At 72.3% G+C, this 19,147-nt stretch carries 19 protein-coding genes; 8 read left to right on the forward strand and 11 right to left on the reverse strand.

Annotation, left to right across the window (positions count from 1 at the left end; genetic code table 11):
• Positions 1-1,551 carry a PLP-dependent aminotransferase family protein gene (locus ACFY2A_RS29195; RefSeq protein WP_387176380.1) on the reverse strand — a complete coding sequence of 517 codons (1,551 nt, stop codon included), beginning with the start codon at positions 1,549-1,551 and terminating at the stop codon, positions 1-3.
• 58 nt (positions 1,552-1,609) lie between these two features.
• Between ACFY2A_RS29195 and ACFY2A_RS29200 the strand changes: the two genes are divergently transcribed.
• Positions 1,610-2,221: a LysE family translocator gene (locus ACFY2A_RS29200; RefSeq protein WP_387176382.1), complete on the forward strand. Its 612-nt coding sequence runs from the start codon at positions 1,610-1,612 to the stop codon at positions 2,219-2,221.
• A gap of 17 nt (positions 2,222-2,238) precedes the next feature.
• Positions 2,239-2,931: a phenylalanine--tRNA ligase beta subunit-related protein gene (locus ACFY2A_RS29205; RefSeq protein WP_363925554.1), complete on the forward strand. Its 693-nt coding sequence runs from the start codon at positions 2,239-2,241 to the stop codon at positions 2,929-2,931.
• Between the two features lie 110 nt (positions 2,932-3,041).
• On the opposite strand, the gene ACFY2A_RS29210 is transcribed toward ACFY2A_RS29205, so the two are convergent.
• On the reverse strand, positions 3,042-3,644 hold the full coding sequence (locus ACFY2A_RS29210; protein WP_387176384.1) for an MBL fold metallo-hydrolase: 603 nt from the start codon (positions 3,642-3,644) through the stop codon (positions 3,042-3,044).
• Positions 3,645-3,761: 117 nt separating this feature from the next.
• Positions 3,762-4,304: a MarR family winged helix-turn-helix transcriptional regulator gene (locus ACFY2A_RS29215; protein WP_387176386.1), complete on the reverse strand. Its 543-nt coding sequence runs from the start codon at positions 4,302-4,304 to the stop codon at positions 3,762-3,764.
• 107 nt (positions 4,305-4,411) lie between these two features.
• Between ACFY2A_RS29215 and ACFY2A_RS29220 the strand changes: the two genes are divergently transcribed.
• From ACFY2A_RS29220 to ACFY2A_RS29230, 3 genes are read left to right on the forward strand one after another with little or no spacing between them, the layout of a single operon-like run.
• On the forward strand, positions 4,412-5,587 hold the full coding sequence (locus ACFY2A_RS29220; protein ID WP_387176388.1) for an LLM class flavin-dependent oxidoreductase: 1,176 nt from the start codon (positions 4,412-4,414) through the stop codon (positions 5,585-5,587).
• A gap of 60 nt (positions 5,588-5,647) precedes the next feature.
• On the forward strand, positions 5,648-6,100 hold the full coding sequence (locus ACFY2A_RS29225; RefSeq protein WP_387176408.1) for a hemerythrin domain-containing protein: 453 nt from the start codon (positions 5,648-5,650) through the stop codon (positions 6,098-6,100).
• A gap of 13 nt (positions 6,101-6,113) precedes the next feature.
• Positions 6,114-6,536 carry an archease gene (locus ACFY2A_RS29230; protein ID WP_387176390.1) on the forward strand — a complete coding sequence of 141 codons (423 nt, stop codon included), beginning with the start codon at positions 6,114-6,116 and terminating at the stop codon, positions 6,534-6,536.
• A gap of 47 nt (positions 6,537-6,583) precedes the next feature.
• Here the strand turns inward: ACFY2A_RS29230 and ACFY2A_RS29235 are convergent, their stop codons facing one another.
• The gene (locus ACFY2A_RS29235; RefSeq protein WP_387176392.1) at positions 6,584-8,002 is read right to left on the reverse strand and encodes an RtcB family protein; all 1,419 of its coding nucleotides are present in this window, start codon (positions 8,000-8,002) and stop codon (positions 6,584-6,586) included.
• A 303-nt stretch (positions 8,003-8,305) separates the two neighbouring features.
• On the opposite strand from ACFY2A_RS29235, the gene ACFY2A_RS29240 reads away from it, so the two are divergent.
• A complete protein-coding gene (locus ACFY2A_RS29240) occupies positions 8,306-8,857 on the forward strand; it encodes a DUF1772 domain-containing protein (protein WP_387176394.1) in 552 nt (183 codons plus the stop codon).
• Here ACFY2A_RS29240 and ACFY2A_RS29245 read toward each other — a convergent pair.
• From ACFY2A_RS29245 to ACFY2A_RS29265, 5 genes are all read right to left on the reverse strand, one after another.
• Positions 8,823-9,692, reverse strand: a complete 870-nt coding sequence (locus ACFY2A_RS29245) for a carbohydrate ABC transporter permease (protein WP_387176410.1) — start codon at positions 9,690-9,692, stop codon at positions 8,823-8,825. The genes ACFY2A_RS29240 and ACFY2A_RS29245 overlap by 35 nt on opposite strands.
• Positions 9,693-9,775: 83 nt before the next feature.
• On the reverse strand, positions 9,776-10,831 hold the full coding sequence (locus ACFY2A_RS29250; RefSeq protein WP_387176396.1) for an ABC transporter ATP-binding protein: 1,056 nt from the start codon (positions 10,829-10,831) through the stop codon (positions 9,776-9,778).
• On the reverse strand, positions 10,828-12,153 hold the full coding sequence (locus ACFY2A_RS29255) for an ABC transporter substrate-binding protein (RefSeq protein WP_387176412.1): 1,326 nt from the start codon (positions 12,151-12,153) through the stop codon (positions 10,828-10,830). The genes ACFY2A_RS29250 and ACFY2A_RS29255 overlap by 4 nt, the downstream gene beginning before the upstream one ends.
• 2 nt (positions 12,154-12,155) lie before the next feature.
• Positions 12,156-13,010: a carbohydrate ABC transporter permease gene (locus tag ACFY2A_RS29260; RefSeq protein ID WP_387176398.1), complete on the reverse strand. Its 855-nt coding sequence runs from the start codon at positions 13,008-13,010 to the stop codon at positions 12,156-12,158.
• Positions 13,011-13,032: 22 nt separating this feature from the next.
• Positions 13,033-15,822 carry an exo-alpha-sialidase gene (locus ACFY2A_RS29265; protein WP_363925546.1) on the reverse strand — a complete coding sequence of 930 codons (2,790 nt, stop codon included), beginning with the start codon at positions 15,820-15,822 and terminating at the stop codon, positions 13,033-13,035.
• A 153-nt stretch (positions 15,823-15,975) separates the two neighbouring features.
• On the opposite strand from ACFY2A_RS29265, the gene ACFY2A_RS29270 reads away from it, so the two are divergent.
• A complete protein-coding gene (locus tag ACFY2A_RS29270; RefSeq protein WP_387176400.1) occupies positions 15,976-16,839 on the forward strand; it encodes a pentapeptide repeat-containing protein in 864 nt (287 codons plus the stop codon).
• A gap of 60 nt (positions 16,840-16,899) precedes the next feature.
• On the opposite strand, the gene rnhA is transcribed toward ACFY2A_RS29270, so the two are convergent.
• Positions 16,900-17,379: a ribonuclease HI gene (rnhA, locus tag ACFY2A_RS29275; protein ID WP_387176402.1), complete on the reverse strand. Its 480-nt coding sequence runs from the start codon at positions 17,377-17,379 to the stop codon at positions 16,900-16,902.
• Between the two features lie 119 nt (positions 17,380-17,498).
• Between rnhA and ACFY2A_RS29280 the strand changes: the two genes are divergently transcribed.
• Positions 17,499-17,624, forward strand: coding sequence for a hypothetical protein (locus ACFY2A_RS29280; protein ID WP_387176404.1), 126 nt, complete (start codon positions 17,499-17,501; stop codon positions 17,622-17,624).
• Here ACFY2A_RS29280 and ACFY2A_RS29285 read toward each other — a convergent pair.
• On the reverse strand, positions 17,618-18,874 hold the full coding sequence (locus tag ACFY2A_RS29285; RefSeq protein WP_387176406.1) for a lycopene cyclase family protein: 1,257 nt from the start codon (positions 18,872-18,874) through the stop codon (positions 17,618-17,620). The genes ACFY2A_RS29280 and ACFY2A_RS29285 overlap by 7 nt on opposite strands.
• Positions 18,875-19,147: the final 273 nt, after the last annotated feature.

The following is a 19,147-nucleotide window of genomic DNA, read 5'->3' on the forward strand; positions in this document are numbered from 1 at the left end:
CTACCCGTGTTGCACCGCCGCGACGGTGGCGATTCCCGCGTCGATGGCCGAGGCGGTGTTGGCCGCGTAGCCCAGCACCAGGCCGGGCCGGTAAGGGCGCAGGCAGTGCCAGGACAACGGCTGCACCTTCACCCCACGCGCCAGCGCCGCCGCAGCGAGTTCCGTGTCGACCACGTCGCTGTCGAGGGTGACCGTCAGGTGCAGCCCGGCCGCCGCGCCGTGCACGGTGGCCCCCGGCAGGTGACGGGCCAGGGCGGCGGTCATCGCGTCCCGGCGGCGTACGTGCCGCCGGCGCAGCAGCCGCAGTTGCCGTTCGAGCGCCCCGGAGGTGAGCAGCTCGGCGAGCACGAGTTGAGGCAGGACGGCGTTACCCAGGTCGGCGTTGCGTTTGGCGGCCACCACCGCGTCCCGGTAGCGGCGGGGCACCAGCAGCCAGCCGATCCGCAGCGCCGGTGCGAGCAGCTTCGACACGCTACCGGCGTAGCACACCTGCTCGGACAGGGTGGCCCGCAGCGCGGGCACCGGCGGGCGGTCGTAGCGGTGCTCGGCGTCGTAGTCGTCCTCGATGACCAGGCCGCCCGTGCGGGTCCAGTCGGCGAGTTGGCGGCGTCGTTCGCCGTCGAGCACCGCGCCGGTCGGGAACTGGTGCGCCGGGGTGAGCATCACCGCCGGCACCCCACTGGCCGTCAGTTCGTCCACTCGCACACCGGCGGCGTCCACCCGGATCGGCACGGTGGTCATCCGCCAGTTGTCGAGGTGCTGACGGACGCCGAGCGAGCCCGGATCCTCCACGCCGACCGTGGTCACTCCGTCGTCGCGCAGCGCCTGGGCCAGCAGGCCGAGCGCCTGGGAGACCCCGGTGGTGATGATGACCTCGGCCGGGTCGACACCGATGCCCCGGCTGCGGGCGAGCCATCCGGCGACGGCGCGGCGCAGGGCCGGCGTGCCGCACGGGTCGCCGTAGCCGAGGTCGGCGGCGACCAGCCGGCCCAGCACCGCCTTCTCGGCCCGCAACCAGTCCTGCCGGGGAAAGGCCGCCAGATCGGGTACGCCGGGCGTGAGGTCGATGTGGGCCGGGATGGTGCGTACGGTGTCGAAGATGTCGGTGTCGGGTGCGGCGCGGAACACGGCGGCCGGATCGGCCATCCGGGCCGGCGACGTTCCGCCCGCCGGCTCGGCGGCCGGGCTCGTCGCCGTGAGCGCGCTGGCCACGACCACCGTGCCGGCGCGGCCCCGGCCGGCGACGTGCCCGTCCTCCATCAGACGCTGGTACGCCTCCACCACCACGCCCCGCGACACCCCCAGGTCGGCGGCGAGGGTCCGGGTGGCCGGCAGCCGCGATCCGACGGGAACCACGCCGTCGGCGATCGCCCGGCGCAGCCGGTCGGTGAGCCAGGTGGCCCGGCCACCCGGCGGCGCCTGCCCGACGTCCAGGTGCAGGAAGTCCGCCCCGGCGTTGAGGGTCGGCTCCGCCGCCGGGTGAGGCGTCCGGCCCGGATCGGTCCCGGTCGTTGTGGACCTATCGGTGGGTACGGTTTTGGCACTGCTCATCGGACCATTGTGGCGGCAGGGTGGTGGTGAACCCATCGCCGACCAGGGAGCAGTTCTCGTGACCGTCGCATTCCTGCTGACCACGCTCGTGGTGGTCGTGACCCCGGGCGCCGGGGTGCTGTTCACCCTCTCCGCCGGGCTGACCGGTGGGCACCGGGCCGCCCTGCTCGCCGCCGTGAGCGGCACGTTGGCCACGTTGCCGCACCTGGTGGCGGCGGTGACCGGGCTCGCCGCGCTGCTGCACTCCAGCGCGCTCGCCTTCGACCTGATCAAGTACCTGGGCGTGGGCTACCTGCTCTGGCTGGCGGTGGCGACGTTGCGCGAGCGGGGCGCGTTCACCGTCGACGACAACGGCCCTGCCCGGCCGGCCCGGCAGATCATCGGCTCGGCGGTGGCGATGAACCTGCTCAACCCGAAGCTGACGATCTTCTTCGTCGCGTTCCTGCCGCAGTTCGTCCAGCCCGGCAGCCCGGGTGCGCTCGGCCGGATGCTCGGCCTGGGCGCGGTCTTCACGGCGACGACCCTTGTGGTCTTCGTCGGCTACGGGCTCGGTGCCGCCGCGGTACGTCGGCGGGTGCTCGACCGCCCTCGGGTGGCCGACTGGCTGCGCCGGTGCTTCGCCGGGTCGTTCCTGGGGCTCGGGCTGCTGCTGGCCCGCGCCGAGGCGTGAGCGGACCGGAGCCGGACATGTTCTTCCAGCACTCATCACAGGTGTGGGCACAACACCCCACGCTCGTCGCCGGTGTGCTGTACGCCGAGGGCGTCGCCGGAGCGCCCCGCGCCGAGCTGCCGCTGGCCGAGTTGCTCGGGACGGCCCGCCGCAGGCTCGACGGGACCACCGAGGCGGCGTTCGCGGAGATCCAGGCGTGGCGGCGGGCGTTCGCGCGGATGGGTCTGGCGCCCACGCGGTACCGGTGCGCGGCGGAGTCGCTGCTGCGGCGGCTGCGCACGGCCGGCGATCTGCCGAGGGTGCACCCGCTCGTGGACCTCGGCAACGCCGTCTCGGCCGCGTACGCCGTGCCGGTGGGGATCCTCGACGTCGACCGGTGTGGTGGTGGCATCGAGGTACGGCCGGCCCGGGGCGACGAGCGCTACCTGACCTTCGGCGGGGTCGAGGAGCATCCCGAGCCCGGTGAGGTGATCTTCGCCGATCCGCTCGGTCGGGCACACGCCCGACGTTGGACCAACCGGCAGAGTGGCTGGTCGGCGGTGCGCGACGACACCGACACCGTCCTGGTGGTGGTCGAGGCGATGCACCACCGGGCGGACCGCGACGTGCCGGCGGTGCTCGACGCGCTCGCCGCCGGCCTGCGGCACGGCTGGGGCGTCTCGGCGCGCATCAGCATGTTGACCCCGGACGAGCCTCGGTTCGCGGCGTAGGCCGGTGTCGGGGCCTGCGGTCGTGCCGAGTTCCGGCGGCGGCCGGGGAGGCGGGGTCGGTTCGGGACGGCCGGCACGGGGCGGCCGTCCCGGACCCGGTTCCGCACAGGTCAGCGGGTCTCGCCCGGCGCGAGGTAGCGGTAGCCCGGCACGGTCTCGCCGAACCAGCCGTTGACGCTGGCCAGGCCACGCTCGTTGAGTTGGGCGTCGTGGATCGGCAGGACCTCGGGCGCACCGACCCCGACCGCGAAGTCGATCGCCTCGGTCAGCTTCAGCCAGGACGCCTGCGCGGGCACCAGCAGGGTCCGCACCGGCCGGTCCGGCTGGGCCAGCGAGTCGCCCGGGTGGTAGACCGCGTCGGCCACGAGGTAGCCGAGATTCGGGCAGTCGGGCTGGCCTCCGTGGATGGTGGCGTGCCGTCCGCCGATCGCGGTGACATCGAGGCCGGCGGCGGTGAAGCGCTGCCCCGGGCGCACCCGGGTCACCGGCAGCGGTGCCAGGTGCGGCAGGGCGGCACCCTCCGGTGCGAAGACCGGTACACCGAGGCCGGCGAGCCGGAGCACGTCGATGTGGTCGGTGTGCTCGTGACTGACCAGTACGGCGTCCGCGCCGACCAGTGCCCGCGGTTCGCTCCAGGTGCCCGGGTCGATGACGAGCACGACGCCGTCGTGTTCGAGCCGGACGCAGGAGTGCGTGTACTTCGTGATCCGCATCCCGGGACGGTACGCCGACGAACCCGCCGCCGGGTGCCGGTGCTCGCCGGCGCTGCCTCCGGTGCCGGCTGCCCGCTGCCGCGCTACGTCAAGCCCGACGTCAGGTCCGGGCCGATGTCAGGTCCGGGGCGGGCGCCGCCGCCCGGCGCTGGCACGTCCGGCCGGCGGTCGCTCCGCCGCCGCCTCGGCCACCTGGCACAGGTCGGTGAGCGGGTCGACCGCCTGCGCCGCGCAGGCCACCCGTTGCAGCAGGTCCCGCAGGGTGCCGGCCTGCTCCGACGACAACTCCCGCAGCAGGCGCGACTCGACCGCGCCGAGGGCCTCGCGGCGGTGCCGGGCGGCCGCCCGGCCGGTCTCGGTGAGGGTGACCAGGCGGCTGCGCCGGTCCGCCGGATCGGGTCGGCGCAGCACCAGCCCGGCTTCCTCCAGGTCGTCGATCAGGTACGTCAGCACGGTGCGGTCGATGCCCAGTTCCTCGGCGATGGCGCCCTGGTTGCGGGCCGGTTCCCGGTCGGCCGAGGTGAGCACCTGGTATCCGCGGGGTCCGCCGGGCAGGTCCCCAACGGCATGGTCGGCGGCGCGGATGTAGGCGCGGAAGACGACACCGAGCATCCAACCGAGGTCGTCGTTGATCGGGTCGCTGGCCCGGGCACCGCTCATCCACCCACGATAGCGTAGGTCACATATTTTCTAGGGCAATGATGTTCTGTGCGACATAACATTTTCCCTGCGGTGGTACGCGCCGCAGGACCGGAAGGACGGCCGAGATGAGCGACTACGGGCACCCACTGACCTTCGGGTCGTTTCTCACGCCCGGCAACGCCGACCCGACGCGGCCGGTCGGCCTGGCCATGCTCTCCGAACAGGTCGGGCTCGACCTGGTGACGTTCCAGGACCATCCGTACCAGCCGGCGTTCCTGGACACCTGGACACTGCTCAGCTTCGTCGCGGCCCGCACCGAACGGGTACGCCTGTCCGCCAACGTCACCAACCTGCCGCTGCGCCCGCCCGCCGTGCTCGCCCGGGGCGTGGCCAGCCTCGACCTGCTCAGCGGCGGCCGAATGGAACTCGGCCTCGGCGCCGGCGCGTTCTGGGACGCCATCGAGGCGATGGGGGGCCGCCGCCTCTCCCCCGGGCAGGGGGTGCGCGCCCTGGAGGAGGCAATCGAGATCATCCGCCAGATCTGGGACGTCGACGCCCAGGGCGGCGTCCGGGTCTCCGGCGAGTTCCACCGGGCGGTCGGCGCCAAACGCGGGCCGGCTCCCGCCCACGACGTGGGCATCTGGCTCGGCGCCTACAAGCCGCGCATGCTGGCGTTGACCGGACGGCAGGCGGACGGCTGGCTCCCCTCGCTGGCCTACCTGCAACCCGGCGATCTGGCCCGGGGCAACACCATCATCGACGAGGCCGCCGCCGGTGCCGGACGCTCCCCCGCCGACGTGCGTCGGCTGCTCAACGTCAACGGACGGTTCGCGGCCACCGGACGTGGCCCGCTGGACGGTCCGGCCGAGCAGTGGGCCGAGGAACTCGCCGACCTGGCGCTCACGGAGGGGATCAGCACTTTCATCCTGGCCAGCGACGATCCGGACGACCTGCGGCGGTTCGCCGCCGAGGTGGCACCGGCCACCCGGGAACTGGTCGCCGCCGAACGCGCCGACCCCCCGACCGCTGTCCCGGCCGGGCCGGCCCCCACCGCGACCGGTCCGGCCGGCAGCTCGGCCGACCCGACCCGCACCGCCAACGACCCGACCGGCGCCTCGGCCGGGCGGCGCCGCACCGCGACCGACCCGACCGGTGGCCCGCACACCAGCACCACGTCGGCCGGCCCGACCGCACGCCCGACCAAGGTCGGCGCGGCTGCGTTCGCCGTGGTTCCGACACCCGATGACGGCGTACGCCGCAGCGAGGTGCGGGTGTGGGACGAGGCCGCCCGCCCGACCTGACCGGTCCCGGATCCGCAACGCACCTACACCGCCCACGATCAGGCCGGCGCACAGCACCTGATCGATGTGCACGACGGTCTGCGTGCCGAGCTGGCCCAGATTCACGACCTGATCGAGCAGGTCGCGGCGGGTCTGATCGACGTGGGTACGGCCCGCTCGCACATCAACACGATGACGATGCGGCAGAACAAGTGGACGTTGGGCACCTACTGCGAGTCGTACTGCCGGGTGGTCACCACCCACCACACGATCGAGGACCGGTCACTCTTCCCGCACCTGCGGCGGGCCGATTCCCGACTCGCACCGGTCATCGACCGACTCGAGGAGGAACACCACGCCATCCACGACGTCCTGGAGGGCGTCGACCGGGCGCTTGTCGCCTTCGTGGCCACCCCGGACGGCATGGCCGACCTGCGGGCCGCGGTGGACCTGCTCAGCGACACGCTGCTGTCCCACCTGTCGTACGAGGAACGCGAACTGGTCGAACCGATCGCCCGACTCGGCGCGCACTAGGCATCATCGGGGAATGCAGCCAACCCGGGGGCACCGGTGCGTACCCCACACCGCCGACGTGCGGATCGAGGCGTGGGCACCGGACCGGGCCGGCTGTGTGGCCGAGGCCGTCGCCGCGCTGGTCGGGTCGTTCACCGAGGCCGACGGGGCCCCGCCCCGCGCCGAGCGGGTGTTCCACGCGCCGCCCGCTGCCGACGAGGACCTGCTGGTGGCCGTCCTCGACGAAGTGATCTTCCGAATGGAGACGACCGACGAGCTGCCGCTGGCGACCGAGGTGATCGACAACGGCGTCGACGGGCTGCTGGTGCGCTGGCGCACCACCGCCACCACCGACCTGGACCTCACCGGCGCGGTGCCCAAGGCGGTCTCGCTGCACGAACTGCGCTTCGGTCCGGACGGAGACGGCTGGTCCTGTGCCGTGACGCTGGACGTGTGACGTCACCCGCCCGCCGACACCGGCACGACCCCCCGGTCAGCTGCTGCTCAGCCCTTGACCACACCGAGCGGCACCAACCGGGCCACCTTGCGGCACAGGCCGGCGCCCTCGGCGGCCTCGACGACAGCCGCGATGTCCTTGTACGCCGACGGCATCTCCTCGGCCAGGCCGCGCCGCGACGCCCCGCGCACCGCGATGTCCCGCGCCGCCAACTGGGCACGCGGGTCGGTGCCCTGGCCCGCGGTCACGGCCTGCTTGCGACTGCGCACCCGGCCCGCCCCGTGGCAGGTGGAGGCCCAGGCCGGCGAACCGCTCACCCCGGTCAGCACGTACGAGCCGGTGCCCATCGAGCCGGGGATGAGCACCGGCTGGCCGGCGGCGCGCAGCTCGTCGGGCAACTCGGGGTGCCCGGGCGGCAGGGCCCGGGTGGCGCCCTTGCGGTGGACGCAGAGCCGCCGCGCGACACCAGCCACGACATGCTCCTCGAGCTTGGCGAGGTTGTGCGAGACGTCGTAGACCAGGTCGAGTCGTCGCCCGGTCTGCCGCTGGAAGACCTGACCCGCCGCGTGGGCGAGCAACTGCCGGTTGGCCCGCGCGTAGTTGGCCGCAGCCGCCATCGCGCCCAGGTAGTCGCGTCCTTCGGCGCTGGCGACCGGTGCACAGGCGAGTTGCCGGTCCGGTACCCGGATGCGGTGCCGATCCATCACCCGCTCCATGACCCGCACGTGATCGGTGCAGATCTGGTGGCCCAGGCCCCGCGAACCGCAGTGGATCATTACGCAGACCTGACCGGTACGCAGCCCGAACGCCTCGGCCACCGACTCGTCGTACACCTGCTCGACGGCCTGTACCTCCAGGAAGTGGTTGCCGGAGCCGAGGCTGCCCACCTGGCGCGCGCCGCGCTCGATCGCCCGGTCGCTGACCTGGGTCGGGTCGGCCTCGTCCACCGCGCCGTGGTCCTCGCACCGGTCCAGGTCCCGCTGCACGCCGAAGCCACGCTGCACCGCGTACCGGGAACCGCCGCGCAGCACCGCGTCCAGCTCCTCGCGGCTGGTCAGCTGCCACACCGCCCCGCTGCCCATGCCCCGGGGGGTGGCCGCGCTGAGCCCGTCCAGCACCGCGTCCAGGCGCGGTCGTAGTTCGTCGCGGCCCAGGTCGGCGACGAGCAGCCGGACCCCGCACGAGATGTCGAATCCGACCCCGCCCGGCGAGACGACACCGCCCGCATCGACGTCGGTGGCGGCGACCCCGCCGATCGGGAAGCCGTATCCCCAGTGCAGGTCCGGCATCGCGTACGAGGCGTCGACGATGCCGGGCAGGGTGGCCACGTCGGCGACCTGTTCCAGCGACCGGTCCGCCGCCGGGTCGGGCAGCAGGGACCGGGACGCGAAGACCACTCCCGGCACCCGCATCGGGTCGTGCCGCTCGATCCGGAACCGGTACGGCGACTCCTCGACCACCTCCATCGGGGGCAGCTACCCGGGTTCGGCGCCCCTACACCTGCCGGCCACCGGCAGCACACCCTCGTCGCCTCCGGACGTGCCGCGCGGCCACCGCCGTACGTCGAGGAGCGACCCTCATCCGCGTCGCCGGGCGGCAGACGACTCACCGGCACCGCCCTACCGTCGGTGTCGACGTCCGCGGTCGGATCGAGGCGGGGTCCAGGCCGTTCAGGCGCCAGGCGGCCAGGCACTTCGACCCTGACGCTGACCTCGGCGGCACCGCAGACGGACCGCGCTCGGACGGGCGCCGAACCAGTAGGAGGACCGGTGTCTCGCAGCAGATTGACCTGGATCGGGCTGGTCGCGCTGACCTGGGCGGCGATGATGTCGTTCGGAGGCGTGGCGGCCGAGACCGTGATGCTCTACCCCAACATCTTCCACGACGCCCCGGCATCGCTGGAGCGCGCCCGCGACTTCCTGACGGTCAGCGGCCCGAGGGACTACTTCCCGCCGCTGGGCGCCTCGGTGGTGCTGCTCGGCGTGGCCACCACGGTACTCACCTGGCGAGATCGCCGACTGCGGTGGTGGGTCGCCGCCGCGACGATGGTCTTCATCGCGTGTGAGTTCCTGTTCTCGGTCGTCTTCTTCTGGCCCCGCAACGAGATCATGTTCGTCGACCCGGTCGGCGTCCACTCACCGCAGTACCTGCGCCAGGTGGCGGAGGAGTTCGTCGCCGGGCACCGGGTACGGCTCGCCGGTGGCGCGGTGACCGCCGCGCTGGCCTTCACCGCTCTGCTGCGCTGGGCCCGTACCACCGCAGCAGAGCCGGGGACCCGTACCACGGTCACACCTGGTAGAAGCGACGGTAGCGGCGGATGAGCCGCCACTGCACGAGCACCGCGGCCACGGTCAGCAGCATCATCACCAGAGTCGCCGCCGCCGCGTAGCCGTACCGCAGGTACTCGAACCCGGTCTGGTAGACGAAGAGCGACAGGTAGGTGGTGGCGTACGGCGGGGGGCCGCCGTCGGTCACCACGAACGCCGGCACGAAGGTGAAGTGCAGACTGGCCACGGCGTCGCGGACGGCCAGCAGGGCGAGCACCGGAGCCATCAGCGGCAGGGTGATCCGGCGGAAGACGTCCCAGCCGGTGGCGTCCTCGATGGCGGCCATCTCGTACACGTCACGGGGCAGCGCCCGCCGGGCGGCCAGCAGCACCACGAAGGTCTCCCCCATGGTGAACAGGCTCATCAGGATGATCCCGGCGCGGGCGCTTGTCGGGTCGGTCAACCACTGCGGCGGCGTACGCCCCAGCGCGGTCAGCCCGTGCTCCCCGCCGACCCGCAGCAGTTGGTTGATCGGCCCGTACAACGGGTTGAACAGCCACAGCCAGAGCAGGCCGTACGCGATCTCCGGCACGGCGGTGGGCAACAGCACGGCGGTGCGGGCGGTGCCGACGCCGGCCGCCCGACGGTGCAGCAGCAGCGCCAGGCCCAACGCCAGCAGCACCCGCAGCGGTACGGCCACCAGCGCGAAGACCACCGAGTTGAGCAGCGCCACGCGGAAGATCGGGTCGTCCAGCAGGGCGGCGAAGTTGTCCAGCCCGGCCCAGGTCGGGCGGCGCAGCAGGTCGTATTCGGTGACCGACATGCCGAGCGTGACCAGGGCGGGCACCAGCACCAACCCGACCAGCCCGATCAGGTACGGCGCCAGCATCAACGCCAACTGCCGCCGCGCCCGGGTGTCCGGGCCGCGCACCGGCCGGCCCGCCCGCCGGCCGGGCGCCGCGCCGCTGGCGCTCACGGCTGGTACCGGCGGCCGGTCGCGGCGTGGAACAGGTGCGTGTCGGCCCACCGCACGTCGAGGCGTACCGACGCGCCCCGCTCGGGCCGGCGGGCGGCCGGCACCCGGGCGACCACCTGTTGCCCGGCGGCGAGGCTGAGGTACGCGAAGGCGTCCTCCCCGATCACCTCGACCCGGTCGACGGTGGCGGGGGTGCCCTCGGCCGCGTCGAGGGCGACTGCCTCGGGTCGGAACCCGATCTCCAGCGGCTCGTCTGTCAGGGTCGGCGCGTCGCCTCGTGGTCGCAGCGGGCCGTCCGCCGGCAGCAGGTTCATCGCCGGTGAGCCGACGAACCGGGCCACGAAGCTGCTCGCCGGGGTGCGCCAGATCTCGTCCGGGGTGCCCACCTGCTCGACCCGTCCGTCGCGCAGCACCGCGATCCGGTCGGCGAGCACCAGCGCCTCGGTCTGGTCGTGGGTGACGTGCACCATGGTCGCCCCGATCCGGTCGTGCAGGGCCCGCAGCTCGGTCCGCATCTCGGCGCGCAACGCCAGGTCCAGGTTGGACAGCGGCTCGTCGAGCAGGAACACGTCCGGTTCGCGGACCAACGCCCGGGCCAGGGCGACCCGTTGACGTTCGCCACCGGACAGCTGCCCGGGCCGGCGGTCGAGCAGCCCGGCGCAGCCCACCGTCTCGGCCGCCGCCCGGGCCCGCTCGCGTGCCAGCCGACGTGGGGTGTCGCGTACCTCCAGCCCGAAGGCGATGTTCTCGACCACGGTCAGGTGCGGGAACAGGGCGTACGACTGGAAGACCATCGACACGTTGCGTCGGCCGGGTCGTTCGTCGGTGACGTCGCGGTCGGCGATGCGGACCCGCCCGGCGGTTACCGGTTCCAACCCGGCGACCACCCGCAGCACCGTCGACTTGCCGGCACCGGAGGGGCCGAGGACCACCAGCAGTTCGCCCCGGGCGACGCTGAGGTCCACCTCGTGCAGCACGGTGGTGTCGCGGTAGGCGGCGCTTACCTGGTCGAGGACGAGCCCGTCGCGCACGCCGCCGCCTCGCTCGTTCACCCGTTCTCCCCTCGGGCGAACATCGGCCGGCTCTTGGCGTCCAGTTCCCGGATCACGTCGTCGAGCTTGTCGCCGCGGTGCACGGCGTTCTCCAGGATGCCGTAGCTGAGATCCTCGATCTCGGGCCAGGTGGAGACGGTCGGCAGGGCCCGGACGGTGGGGATGGCGTCGAGGAAGACCTGCGAGTTGCGGGGTGGCTGGTCCGGGTCCAGGAACGCCGGTGAACGGGACACCTCCATGTGCGACGGCACGGTACGCCCGGTCGCGGCGATGATCCGCTGTCCCTCCTCGTCCATCGCGTACTCCATGAACCGCCACGCGGCGTCCTTGTTCCGCGACCCCCGGGTCATGCAGTACGCGTCGGAGTGCAGCACCCCGACCGGCTGCCGGTAGACCGGCAACGGCGCGACGTCCCACTCGAAGCCGCTGATGGTGCGGAAGTTGGTGGTGGCTCGGCGGGAGGTCATCAGCATGGCGAGCCGGCCGTTGAGGAAACGTGACTCGTCGTCCTCCGCCTCCACCTCGGCGTCGCTGGGCACCACCCCGTACGCCTGCCGCAGGTCGACCAGGTTCCGCAGCGCCTCGCGGGCGGCCGGGCCGTCCAGGGTGAGCCGGGTCGGCCGTTCGGGGTCGTCGACGATCTCACCACCGTTGGACCACACCAGCGGGGCCAGCCGGATGATCGACGGCTCCACACCGAGCCCGTGCACGGCGGGCAGCCGAGCAGCCCCCTCGGCCTCGGTGCCCTTGATCACCAGCCCGCGGTCGTCACGGGTCATCAGGGTGGCGGTGGCGACGAGGTCGTTCCAGGTCCAACCGGCCGTCGGCTCGGGCACTCCGAACTTGGTGAACAGGGTGCGGTTGTAGTAGACGGCGAGGCTGGAGACGTTCTGCGGCAGGCACAGCTGGGCACCCTCCCACTGGAACGCCTCCATCGCGACCGGGTAGTAGTCGGCCGGGTCGAGCACCGACGAGGCGGCGATCCGCTCGTCCAGCGGCTCCACCACCCCCTTGGCGGCGAACTGGCCGTAGAAGCGGTAGTTCATCAGGAACAGGTCCGGGGGTGCGCCGCCGGCGACCGAGGTGGCGAGCCGGGCCAGCAGGTCCTTGCGGTCGCTGGCCTCGATCAGCTGGATCCGCTCGCCGGCTCGGGCCTGCTGGTACGCCTCGATGAGGGTGCGGTACGCGGCCAGTTCCTCCGGAGCGCCGAACACCAGCAGCTTCACCGGATCACCGGCCGACGACCCGCCGCCGGAGCCGCAGCCGGTGAGCGCGAGCAGGGCGCTCAACGCGAGGGCGGACAGGGATCTTATTCGCACGATGGTCAGTCCTCGGATCGGTCGTCGTGGTGCAGGAAACGCCGCTGTGCCAGGGCGAAGACCACAAGTGCGGGCACCGTGGCGATCACCGCCCCGGCCAGGAAGACGGGAAAGTTGGTCGGATCCAGCAGGGACAGCGACCGCAACGCCAGCGGCAGGGTGAACAGGTCACGGTCGTAGACGTAGACCAGCGGGTCGAGGAAGTTGGACCAGGTCAGCACGAAGGTCAGGGCGGTCAGTCCGGCCGTCACCGGACGCACCAGCGGCAACGCGAACCGCCACCAGGTACGCAGCGGCGACAGGTCCTCCACCAGGCAGGCGTCGTACAGGTCGGCCGGCAGGGCTCGGAAGGCCAGGTAGTAGACCAGGACGTAGAGCGGTGAGGTGCCGAGCAGCGCCGGCGCGATCAACGGCACGAGGGTGTCGGTCAGCCCGAGCAGCCGGAAGATCGCGAAGCGGGGCACCAGCAGGGCGGTCGCCGGCACCATCAGCGCCACGAGTGAGGCGGCCACCACGACGGCGGTGGTGCGTGGGGCGATTCTGGCCAACGCGAAACCGGCCAGTGCGGCGACGAGCACGCTCAACGGCACCGCCACCACGGCGACGAGCACCGAGTTGAGCGACGCCCGCAGCAGGCCACCGAGGTCGAGGGCGCGCTCGTAGCCGGTGATGGAGAGCGGTTCGGGTACCAGCTGCGGCGTCGGGGACGGCGGTAGGCCGGGCTCGGTGAGGGAGCCGGAGACCAGCAGCAGCAGGGGCGGAACAAAAACCAACAGGACGAAGGCCGCGCCGAGCGTACGCCACAGTCGGGCGGCCCGCTCGGGCAGCGGCGAGGGGCCGCGGGTGCGGCCCCTCGCCAACGTTGTGCCGATGATCGTGTCCCTACTTCAACTTCATCTTCCAGGCGCCGAGGCCGTGCGAGGCAGCGTAGAGGATCCGCTCGCCGGGCACGATGGTCAGCCCGGCCACCTCGACGTTTGGCATGCCACGGGCCGCCTTGGTCCAGGACTTCTTGCCCTTGGGCAGCAGCAGCACCCCGAAGTCGGTGGAGGCGTACAGGTCGCCGGTGACGTCGTCGCGGACCAGATCGGTGATCGGCTGGTCCCCGAAGTCGTACGACCGGTCGCTCCAGGTCGCCCCGTCGGCCGTGGCCGTCACCTCGAACGCGTGGCCGGGCGTGGTCGGCGTGTTCGATCCGTACCCGCTGTAGGAGATCCACGCCCGGGCCGGGTCGGCCGGGTCGATGTGGATGCTTGTGACGAAGCGGTTCGGCGTGGTGGCGGAGTCGACCCGGGTCCAGGTCACCGCGGCGGCCGGCTCGGCGTCGACGTTACGGCTGACGAAGACCCGGCCGGTGCTGGTGGCCGCCCAGGCGGTGGAGCTGTCGGAGTCGACCCGCTGGATGACCGACACCGCACCACCGGCCCGGTCGCCCCAGCCGGCACCGGTCAGGTTGGTGGTGCCCAGCGGCTCCCAGTCACCGCAGTCCTCCTCGTAGGTGCCGGTCCAGGAGTTGCAGATCCGGTCGGCCTCGGCCAGGCTGCGGTCGCCCAGACCGAAGGTCTTGGTGCGGTACGCCGACAGTCCGGTGCCGGCGAACATGGTGCCGCTGACCTTCGGGTCGCTGATCACCGGTGCGTAGAACAGGCTGCCCGGCTGGCCGAAGATCGGGTCGGCGGTCCAGATCCAGCTCGCGATGTCACCGTTGGCGAAGCTCACCTCGGGCGAGACGTCGTAGTACGTGTGGAACCGGAACTCGGGGCGGGCGACGTCCCAGCCGGAAGCCCCGCCGTCACCGATCATCGTGTTGACCCAGCGCTGACGCTGGCCCTTGTTCTCCCAGGTGCCGTTGTCCTGGGTACCGCCCTGCAACAGGTTCACGTCGTGCGGGCTGGCCGAGAGGCTGATGAACTGCAGGGTGTTCATGCCCTTGTTGACGCCGTCCAGCTTCGACGGGATCCTCGACAGCATCTGCCGGCAACGCTCCCGCTGGCCCTCCTTGGTCAGGTTCCGGTCCGGGTTGTCACACCAGGACGAGCGGTCGACGAACTCACCGCTGGACCGCATCACGCCGCCGTCGCTGGCCTCGAAGAACTGGTACGGGTTACGCGGGTTGGTGACCAGGTCGTGCTGGTCCGGGTGCAGGCCGTTGGGGTGCAGTTCGTCGGTGCCGTCGTAGGTCATGTCGGTGCCGCTGACCCCGGCGTCGGTGGAGAGGATCACGGCCCGCTTGTTGGCCACCGTCTCGCCGTACAGGTAGGAGCCGCCGGTGTAGACGATGTCGGGGTGCCCCGCCGGGGTGTGCACGAACACGTCGTACCAGCACTGTCCGGTGCACTGGTTGTAGGTGGCGAAGCCCGGATCGACCGGGTTGGAGCTGGTCAGGTCGGTGAACGTCGGCGAGCCGGCGGCCACGTCGTCGCTGCGGAACAGCCGCGAGTACGGGGTGCCGGTGTTGCCCTCGTAGACGTACATCCGGGTCTTGCCGCCGGGCAGGGCGGTCACGTCGATCGCCGCGCGGGTCTGGAACATCGCGGCGTTGAGGGACGGCTTGATCTGCGTCCAGGTCGCCCCGGCGTCGGACGAGCGCCACACGCCCCGGCCGTACGAGCTGGCGTAGACGATGTCGGCGTCGCGGGGGTCGAGCTTCACCTGGCGTACGCCGCGCGGCGAGCAGCTGGTCGTGTTGTTGTACTCGGCGGCGTTGCCGGTGCAGGCCGTGGCGTCGGCCGAGCCGTTGTGGATGAACTTCCAGCTCTTGCCGCCGTTTGTGGACTTGTAGAGGCCCCACTTCTCGGCGTCCGGCACCGGCCGGGTGACCCCGGTGCAGCAGGAGCTGGACATGCCGCGCAGCGCCGTTGTGGTGGCCACGTAGAGAGTCTTGGGGTCACCGGGCTCGATGGTGATCTCACCGATGCCCTTGCCGCCGAGGACGTCCTTGCCGAGCGGACCCGACCAGGTCAGGCCACCGTTCGTCGACCGGTACAGGCCGACGCCGGCGACGCAGCCGGAGCCGCAGGTGTTGGCCTCGCCGGTGCCGACGTAGATGGTCAGGCCGGTGCGGTCGTTACGGTCGATCGTCACCGCGCCGGCGGCGTTGATGCCCAGCGGACCGCCCAGGTAGAACCACTTCGGTTCGGCGGCGAGGATGTTCAGGGTGCCCCAGACGCCGCCACCGGCCGGGGTCACGTACGCTCGGCAGAGCAGCTTGGAGCAGTCGGGGCTGATGTCGATCGAGGTGACCCGACCGCCGGCGACGTACTCGTTGGGCACGTAGTTGAAGGCGTTGCGGTACTCGGTGAACGGGTAGAGCGCCTCGCTCGGGCCGATGTTGGTCCACTGCCGGCTGCCCTTGAACCGCTTGTCGGCCGCCTTGAAGGCCGCCTTGGACCGGTCCTGCTGGGCGATGGTGATCGCGTCCGCGGGGTAGGCGCGCTCCAGGAACGCCTGCTGGGCCGCGCCGCCCGGCCCGTCGGGGGACATACCGCTGTCGCCCGGAACGGCTCGGCGCAGCCGCTCCAGGTGGGCGCCGAGCGCGTTCGGCATCTCCCCGCCGACCGCGACGGGTGCCGGCACCTCGGCACCGGCGTAGTGAATTCCGACCAGGCCGGTCGACGCCACCAGGGCACCGACCGCCAGACCAACAAGAAGATGGCGACGTCTACGCTTCACGAGGGTTCCTCCGGCATGACGGCGTCACCGCAGCGCGGCATCCGGATTGGCGACCGTCGCTGGCAGCGTCCACGCAGGAATATGTCAGAGAGATCCACCCCAGGCAATAGAGCTGTCAGACGTAATGAACCGCCGCGAGGAGGGAAGGATCGGATGTCCGAGGAGGGTGGGCCGGCCGGCGGCGAGTTGCGGGCCGACTGTGCCCGCTGCTTCGGCCTGTGCTGTGTCGCCCCCGCGTTCGCCGCGTCGGCCGACTTCGCGCTCGACAAGCCCGCCGGCCAGCCGTGCCGCAACCTGGGGGCGGACTTCGGCTGCACCATCCACGCCGAGCTGCGCGACCGGGGTTTCCCCGGCTGCACCGTCTTCGACTGCTTCGGTGCGGGTCAGCGGGTCGCCCAGGTCACCTTCGGCGGGCGGGACTGGCGTGGGGAGCCACAGCACGCGCGGCGGATGTTCGACGTCTTCGCGGTGATGCGCCCGTTGCACGAGCTGCTGTGGTATCTGACCGAGGCGCTCGGGCTGCGGCCACCGGTCGAGCTGCGCGGGCCGTTGGCCGCCGCGCTCGCCGATACCGATCGGCTGGCCGGCGGTGACCCGGAAACGCTGCTCGCCCTCGATGTCGACGCGCACCGGGCAACAGTCAACGAGTTGCTGTCGCGTACCGCCGACCTGGCCCGTGCCCGCGGCGGAGCCGGCGCCGACCTGCGCGGCGCCACGTTGGTGGGCCGCGACCTGCGCCGTACCACCCTGCGCGGGGCGAACCTGCGGGGCGCGTTGCTGGTCGGCGCCGACCTGCGCGGAGTGGACCTGGCCCGGGCCGACCTGACCGGCGCGGATCTGCGCGGGGCGGACGTGCGCGGGGCCGACCTGTCCGGCACCCTCTTCCTGCACCGGTCGCAGGTCGACGCCGCCCGGGGCGACCTGGGGACCCGGTTGCCGGGGCAGATCAGTCGCCCGGCCCACTGGTCGCAGCTGCCGCTCGCCCCAAGGGCGTCGCGGCGCGGCCGGTGCCGCTGACCGGTACGAAACGACGTCCGGCGCGGCCCGGAACAGCGCGGCCCGGAACGGCGCGATCGGTCAGCGGCGGACTGGCGCGGCGCCCTGCCGCGCCTCGTTCATGCCCTGATTGGCCAGCGCGTCGGCCCGCTCGTTCTCCGGGTGCCCGTTGTGCCCCTTCACCCACAGCCAGGTGATCTGATGCCGGGCGCAGGCCGCCTCCAGCCGCTGCCACAGGTCGGCGTTCTTCACCGGCTGCTTCGCGGCGGTCAGCCAACCATTGCGTTTCCAGGACGCCAACCAGCTGGTGATGCCGTTGCGCACGTACGTGCTGTCGGTGTGCAGCTCGACGGTGACCGGACGGGTCAGGCTCTCCAGCGCCTCGATTGCGGCGGTCAACTCCATCCGGTTGTTGGTGGTCGGGCTCGCCTCCCCGCCGCACAGCTCACGCTCGTGGGAGCCGTAGCGCAGCAACGCGCCCCAGCCACCCGGGCCGGGGTTGCCGCTGCACGCCCCGTCGGTCCAGATCCGCACCACCCGGCCGGCCGTCTCGTCCACCATGCCGGCAGACCCTACCGGCCACGGCCCCCCGGGTCGCTCGACGGGCCGCCAATGCGGTGTCCAGGAACGTTTGCGGTGTCGCGGCGAGGTCCAGGCGACCATCCGGCAAGGCGCTGCGCTTGTACCGACGGCTGCACGCCCGCACCGTCGACGAGATCGACGTGCTCCGGCTGGACGGCCCACAACTTCAGGCGCTCGCCGCCGGCCGTCACCGTCGCGAGGCTGACCACGCCGCGCCTCAGTGACCTGGGGCGTCGACGTTCGGCGGTTCGGGGTCGACGACGGCCGGCGGCACGGTCCACGCCGGGCGGCGCGACGGCGCGAGCCGGTCGCGTATCCGACCGGCGGCATCGGCGACGGTGGCGGTGACCATCGGTCGGAGTCGGGTGGAGCGCATCACCGCGAGGTCCTCGGCGACGGTGGTGTCACCGTCGAGGAAGCGCAACACCCGGCTGGCCGGGTTGCGGTCGAAGAGGCGACCGAAGAACTCCGGACCGTTGACCAGGCCATCGTCCAGTGCCCGCAACGCGACCGCGTCCATCCACCGGTGTCGGTCGGGGTAGGCGGGTGCCGGCACCGGCGGCCGGCCGGCGGCGACCGCCCGGGCCACCTGGTCAGCCTGACGGTGCATCGCCGAGAAGGTGAATCCGGTCGAGGGCCGGGTGGCACCGCCGGCTGTGCCAAGCCGCACCACCCGGGGCGATGGCCGGGCCACGAACGGGCCGTCGGTCATCGGGATGACACCGTTCTCGACCTCGGTCACGGTGAGCCGCGCCGGATCGAGACCGAGCAGGTCGCGGTATCCGGCCAGCGCCGCGTCGTACGCCGCTCCGGTCAGCAGATCGGGTGAGAACTCGGTGTACTCGACAAGCGCGTACCGACTGTCGACGGGCAACACGTAGCCGAAGGAGACACCCCGGGTGGGCTGCGGGGTGCGAAAGTCCATCAGGACCGCCCGCGCCGGGTCGAAGACCGGCCGGTCGGCCGTCAACCACCAGCCCCGGAAGTGCTGCAACCAATTGGTGCGCCCGGGTCGGTGCGGTGGCCGCGGCCGGGAGTCCAGCAGCCAGCGAGCCCGTAGCAGCGGTCGACCGTCGACGGCACGCACCAGCACCCGTTCACCGTCGTCGTCGATGCCGCCGGCAGCGGCGACGACCCGGGTCGCACCCAGGCGCCGCTCCGCCTCGGCGGCCCGCTCGTAGATCGGGCCGGAGCGCAGCATCGCGTACCGCAGGGGCGTCAGGTCCAGGGCGCGGTGCGCGCCGGGCGTGACCACCTCGACGCGTGACCAGCTGGCGCTGAGCAACTCGTCCAGGTCGTTGCCGGGCTGGCCCCAGAACGCCCAGGTGCGGTCCTGTCCACGTCGGTGCACCGGGTCGACGACGGCGATCCGCACATCGCGTACGCGATGCCGGGCCAACGCGGCCAGCACCAGCGACGCCGCGCCTCCCCCACCTACCAGGGCGAGATCGACGTCGACCGGCGGGGAGTCCATCCGATCACGCTGCCACACCCGCCGGCCGCTCGGATGAGCAGGGGCGGTGCCGGGTTCTTCGGACATACCAAAGACCGCTGGCCGGCACCCTGGTTGGGGTGCCGGCCGGCGGTTCTTGTTCCCCCTGGTGGAGGAATGTCTTCGGTTGTCAGCTGGTGGGTCAGCTGTTCCAGTGTTGGGTGACGAGGTCGGCGGCCTGCTGTTCCCACTGGGCGTAGTGGTCGGGGTAGGCCGACACCTGCACGGTCTGCGCGGCCTGGGTCAGGGGCATGT

This window comes from Micromonospora sp. NPDC000442 (assembly GCF_042898635.1).
Classification (GTDB): domain Bacteria; phylum Actinomycetota; class Actinomycetes; order Mycobacteriales; family Micromonosporaceae; genus Micromonospora.

Excerpts from the sequence above, each read along its gene's own strand:
- ACFY2A_RS29230 (WP_387176390.1), top strand. The coding sequence starts at position 6,114 with ATGCAGCCAACCCGGGGGCACCGGTGCGTACCCCACACCGCCGACGTG.
- ACFY2A_RS29210 (WP_387176384.1), bottom strand. The coding sequence starts at position 3,644 with ATGCGGATCACGAAGTACACGCACTCCTGCGTCCGGCTCGAACACGAC.
- ACFY2A_RS29195 (WP_387176380.1), bottom strand. The coding sequence starts at position 1,551 with ATGAGCAGTGCCAAAACCGTACCCACCGATAGGTCCACAACGACCGGG.
- rnhA (WP_387176402.1), bottom strand. The coding sequence starts at position 17,379 with ATGGTGGACGAGACGGCCGGCCGGGTGGTGCGGATCTGGACCGACGGG.
- ACFY2A_RS29215 (WP_387176386.1), bottom strand. The coding sequence starts at position 4,304 with ATGAGCGGTGCCCGGGCCAGCGACCCGATCAACGACGACCTCGGTTGG.
- ACFY2A_RS29245 (WP_387176410.1), bottom strand. The coding sequence starts at position 9,692 with ATGCTGGCGCCGTACCTGATCGGGCTGGTCGGGTTGGTGCTGGTGCCC.
- ACFY2A_RS29285 (WP_387176406.1), bottom strand. The coding sequence starts at position 18,874 with ATGGACTCCCCGCCGGTCGACGTCGATCTCGCCCTGGTAGGTGGGGGA.
- ACFY2A_RS29270 (WP_387176400.1), top strand. The coding sequence starts at position 15,976 with ATGTCCGAGGAGGGTGGGCCGGCCGGCGGCGAGTTGCGGGCCGACTGT.
- ACFY2A_RS29235 (WP_387176392.1), bottom strand. The coding sequence starts at position 8,002 with ATGGAGGTGGTCGAGGAGTCGCCGTACCGGTTCCGGATCGAGCGGCAC.
- ACFY2A_RS29205 (WP_363925554.1), top strand. The coding sequence starts at position 2,239 with ATGTTCTTCCAGCACTCATCACAGGTGTGGGCACAACACCCCACGCTC.
- ACFY2A_RS29220 (WP_387176388.1), top strand. The coding sequence starts at position 4,412 with ATGAGCGACTACGGGCACCCACTGACCTTCGGGTCGTTTCTCACGCCC.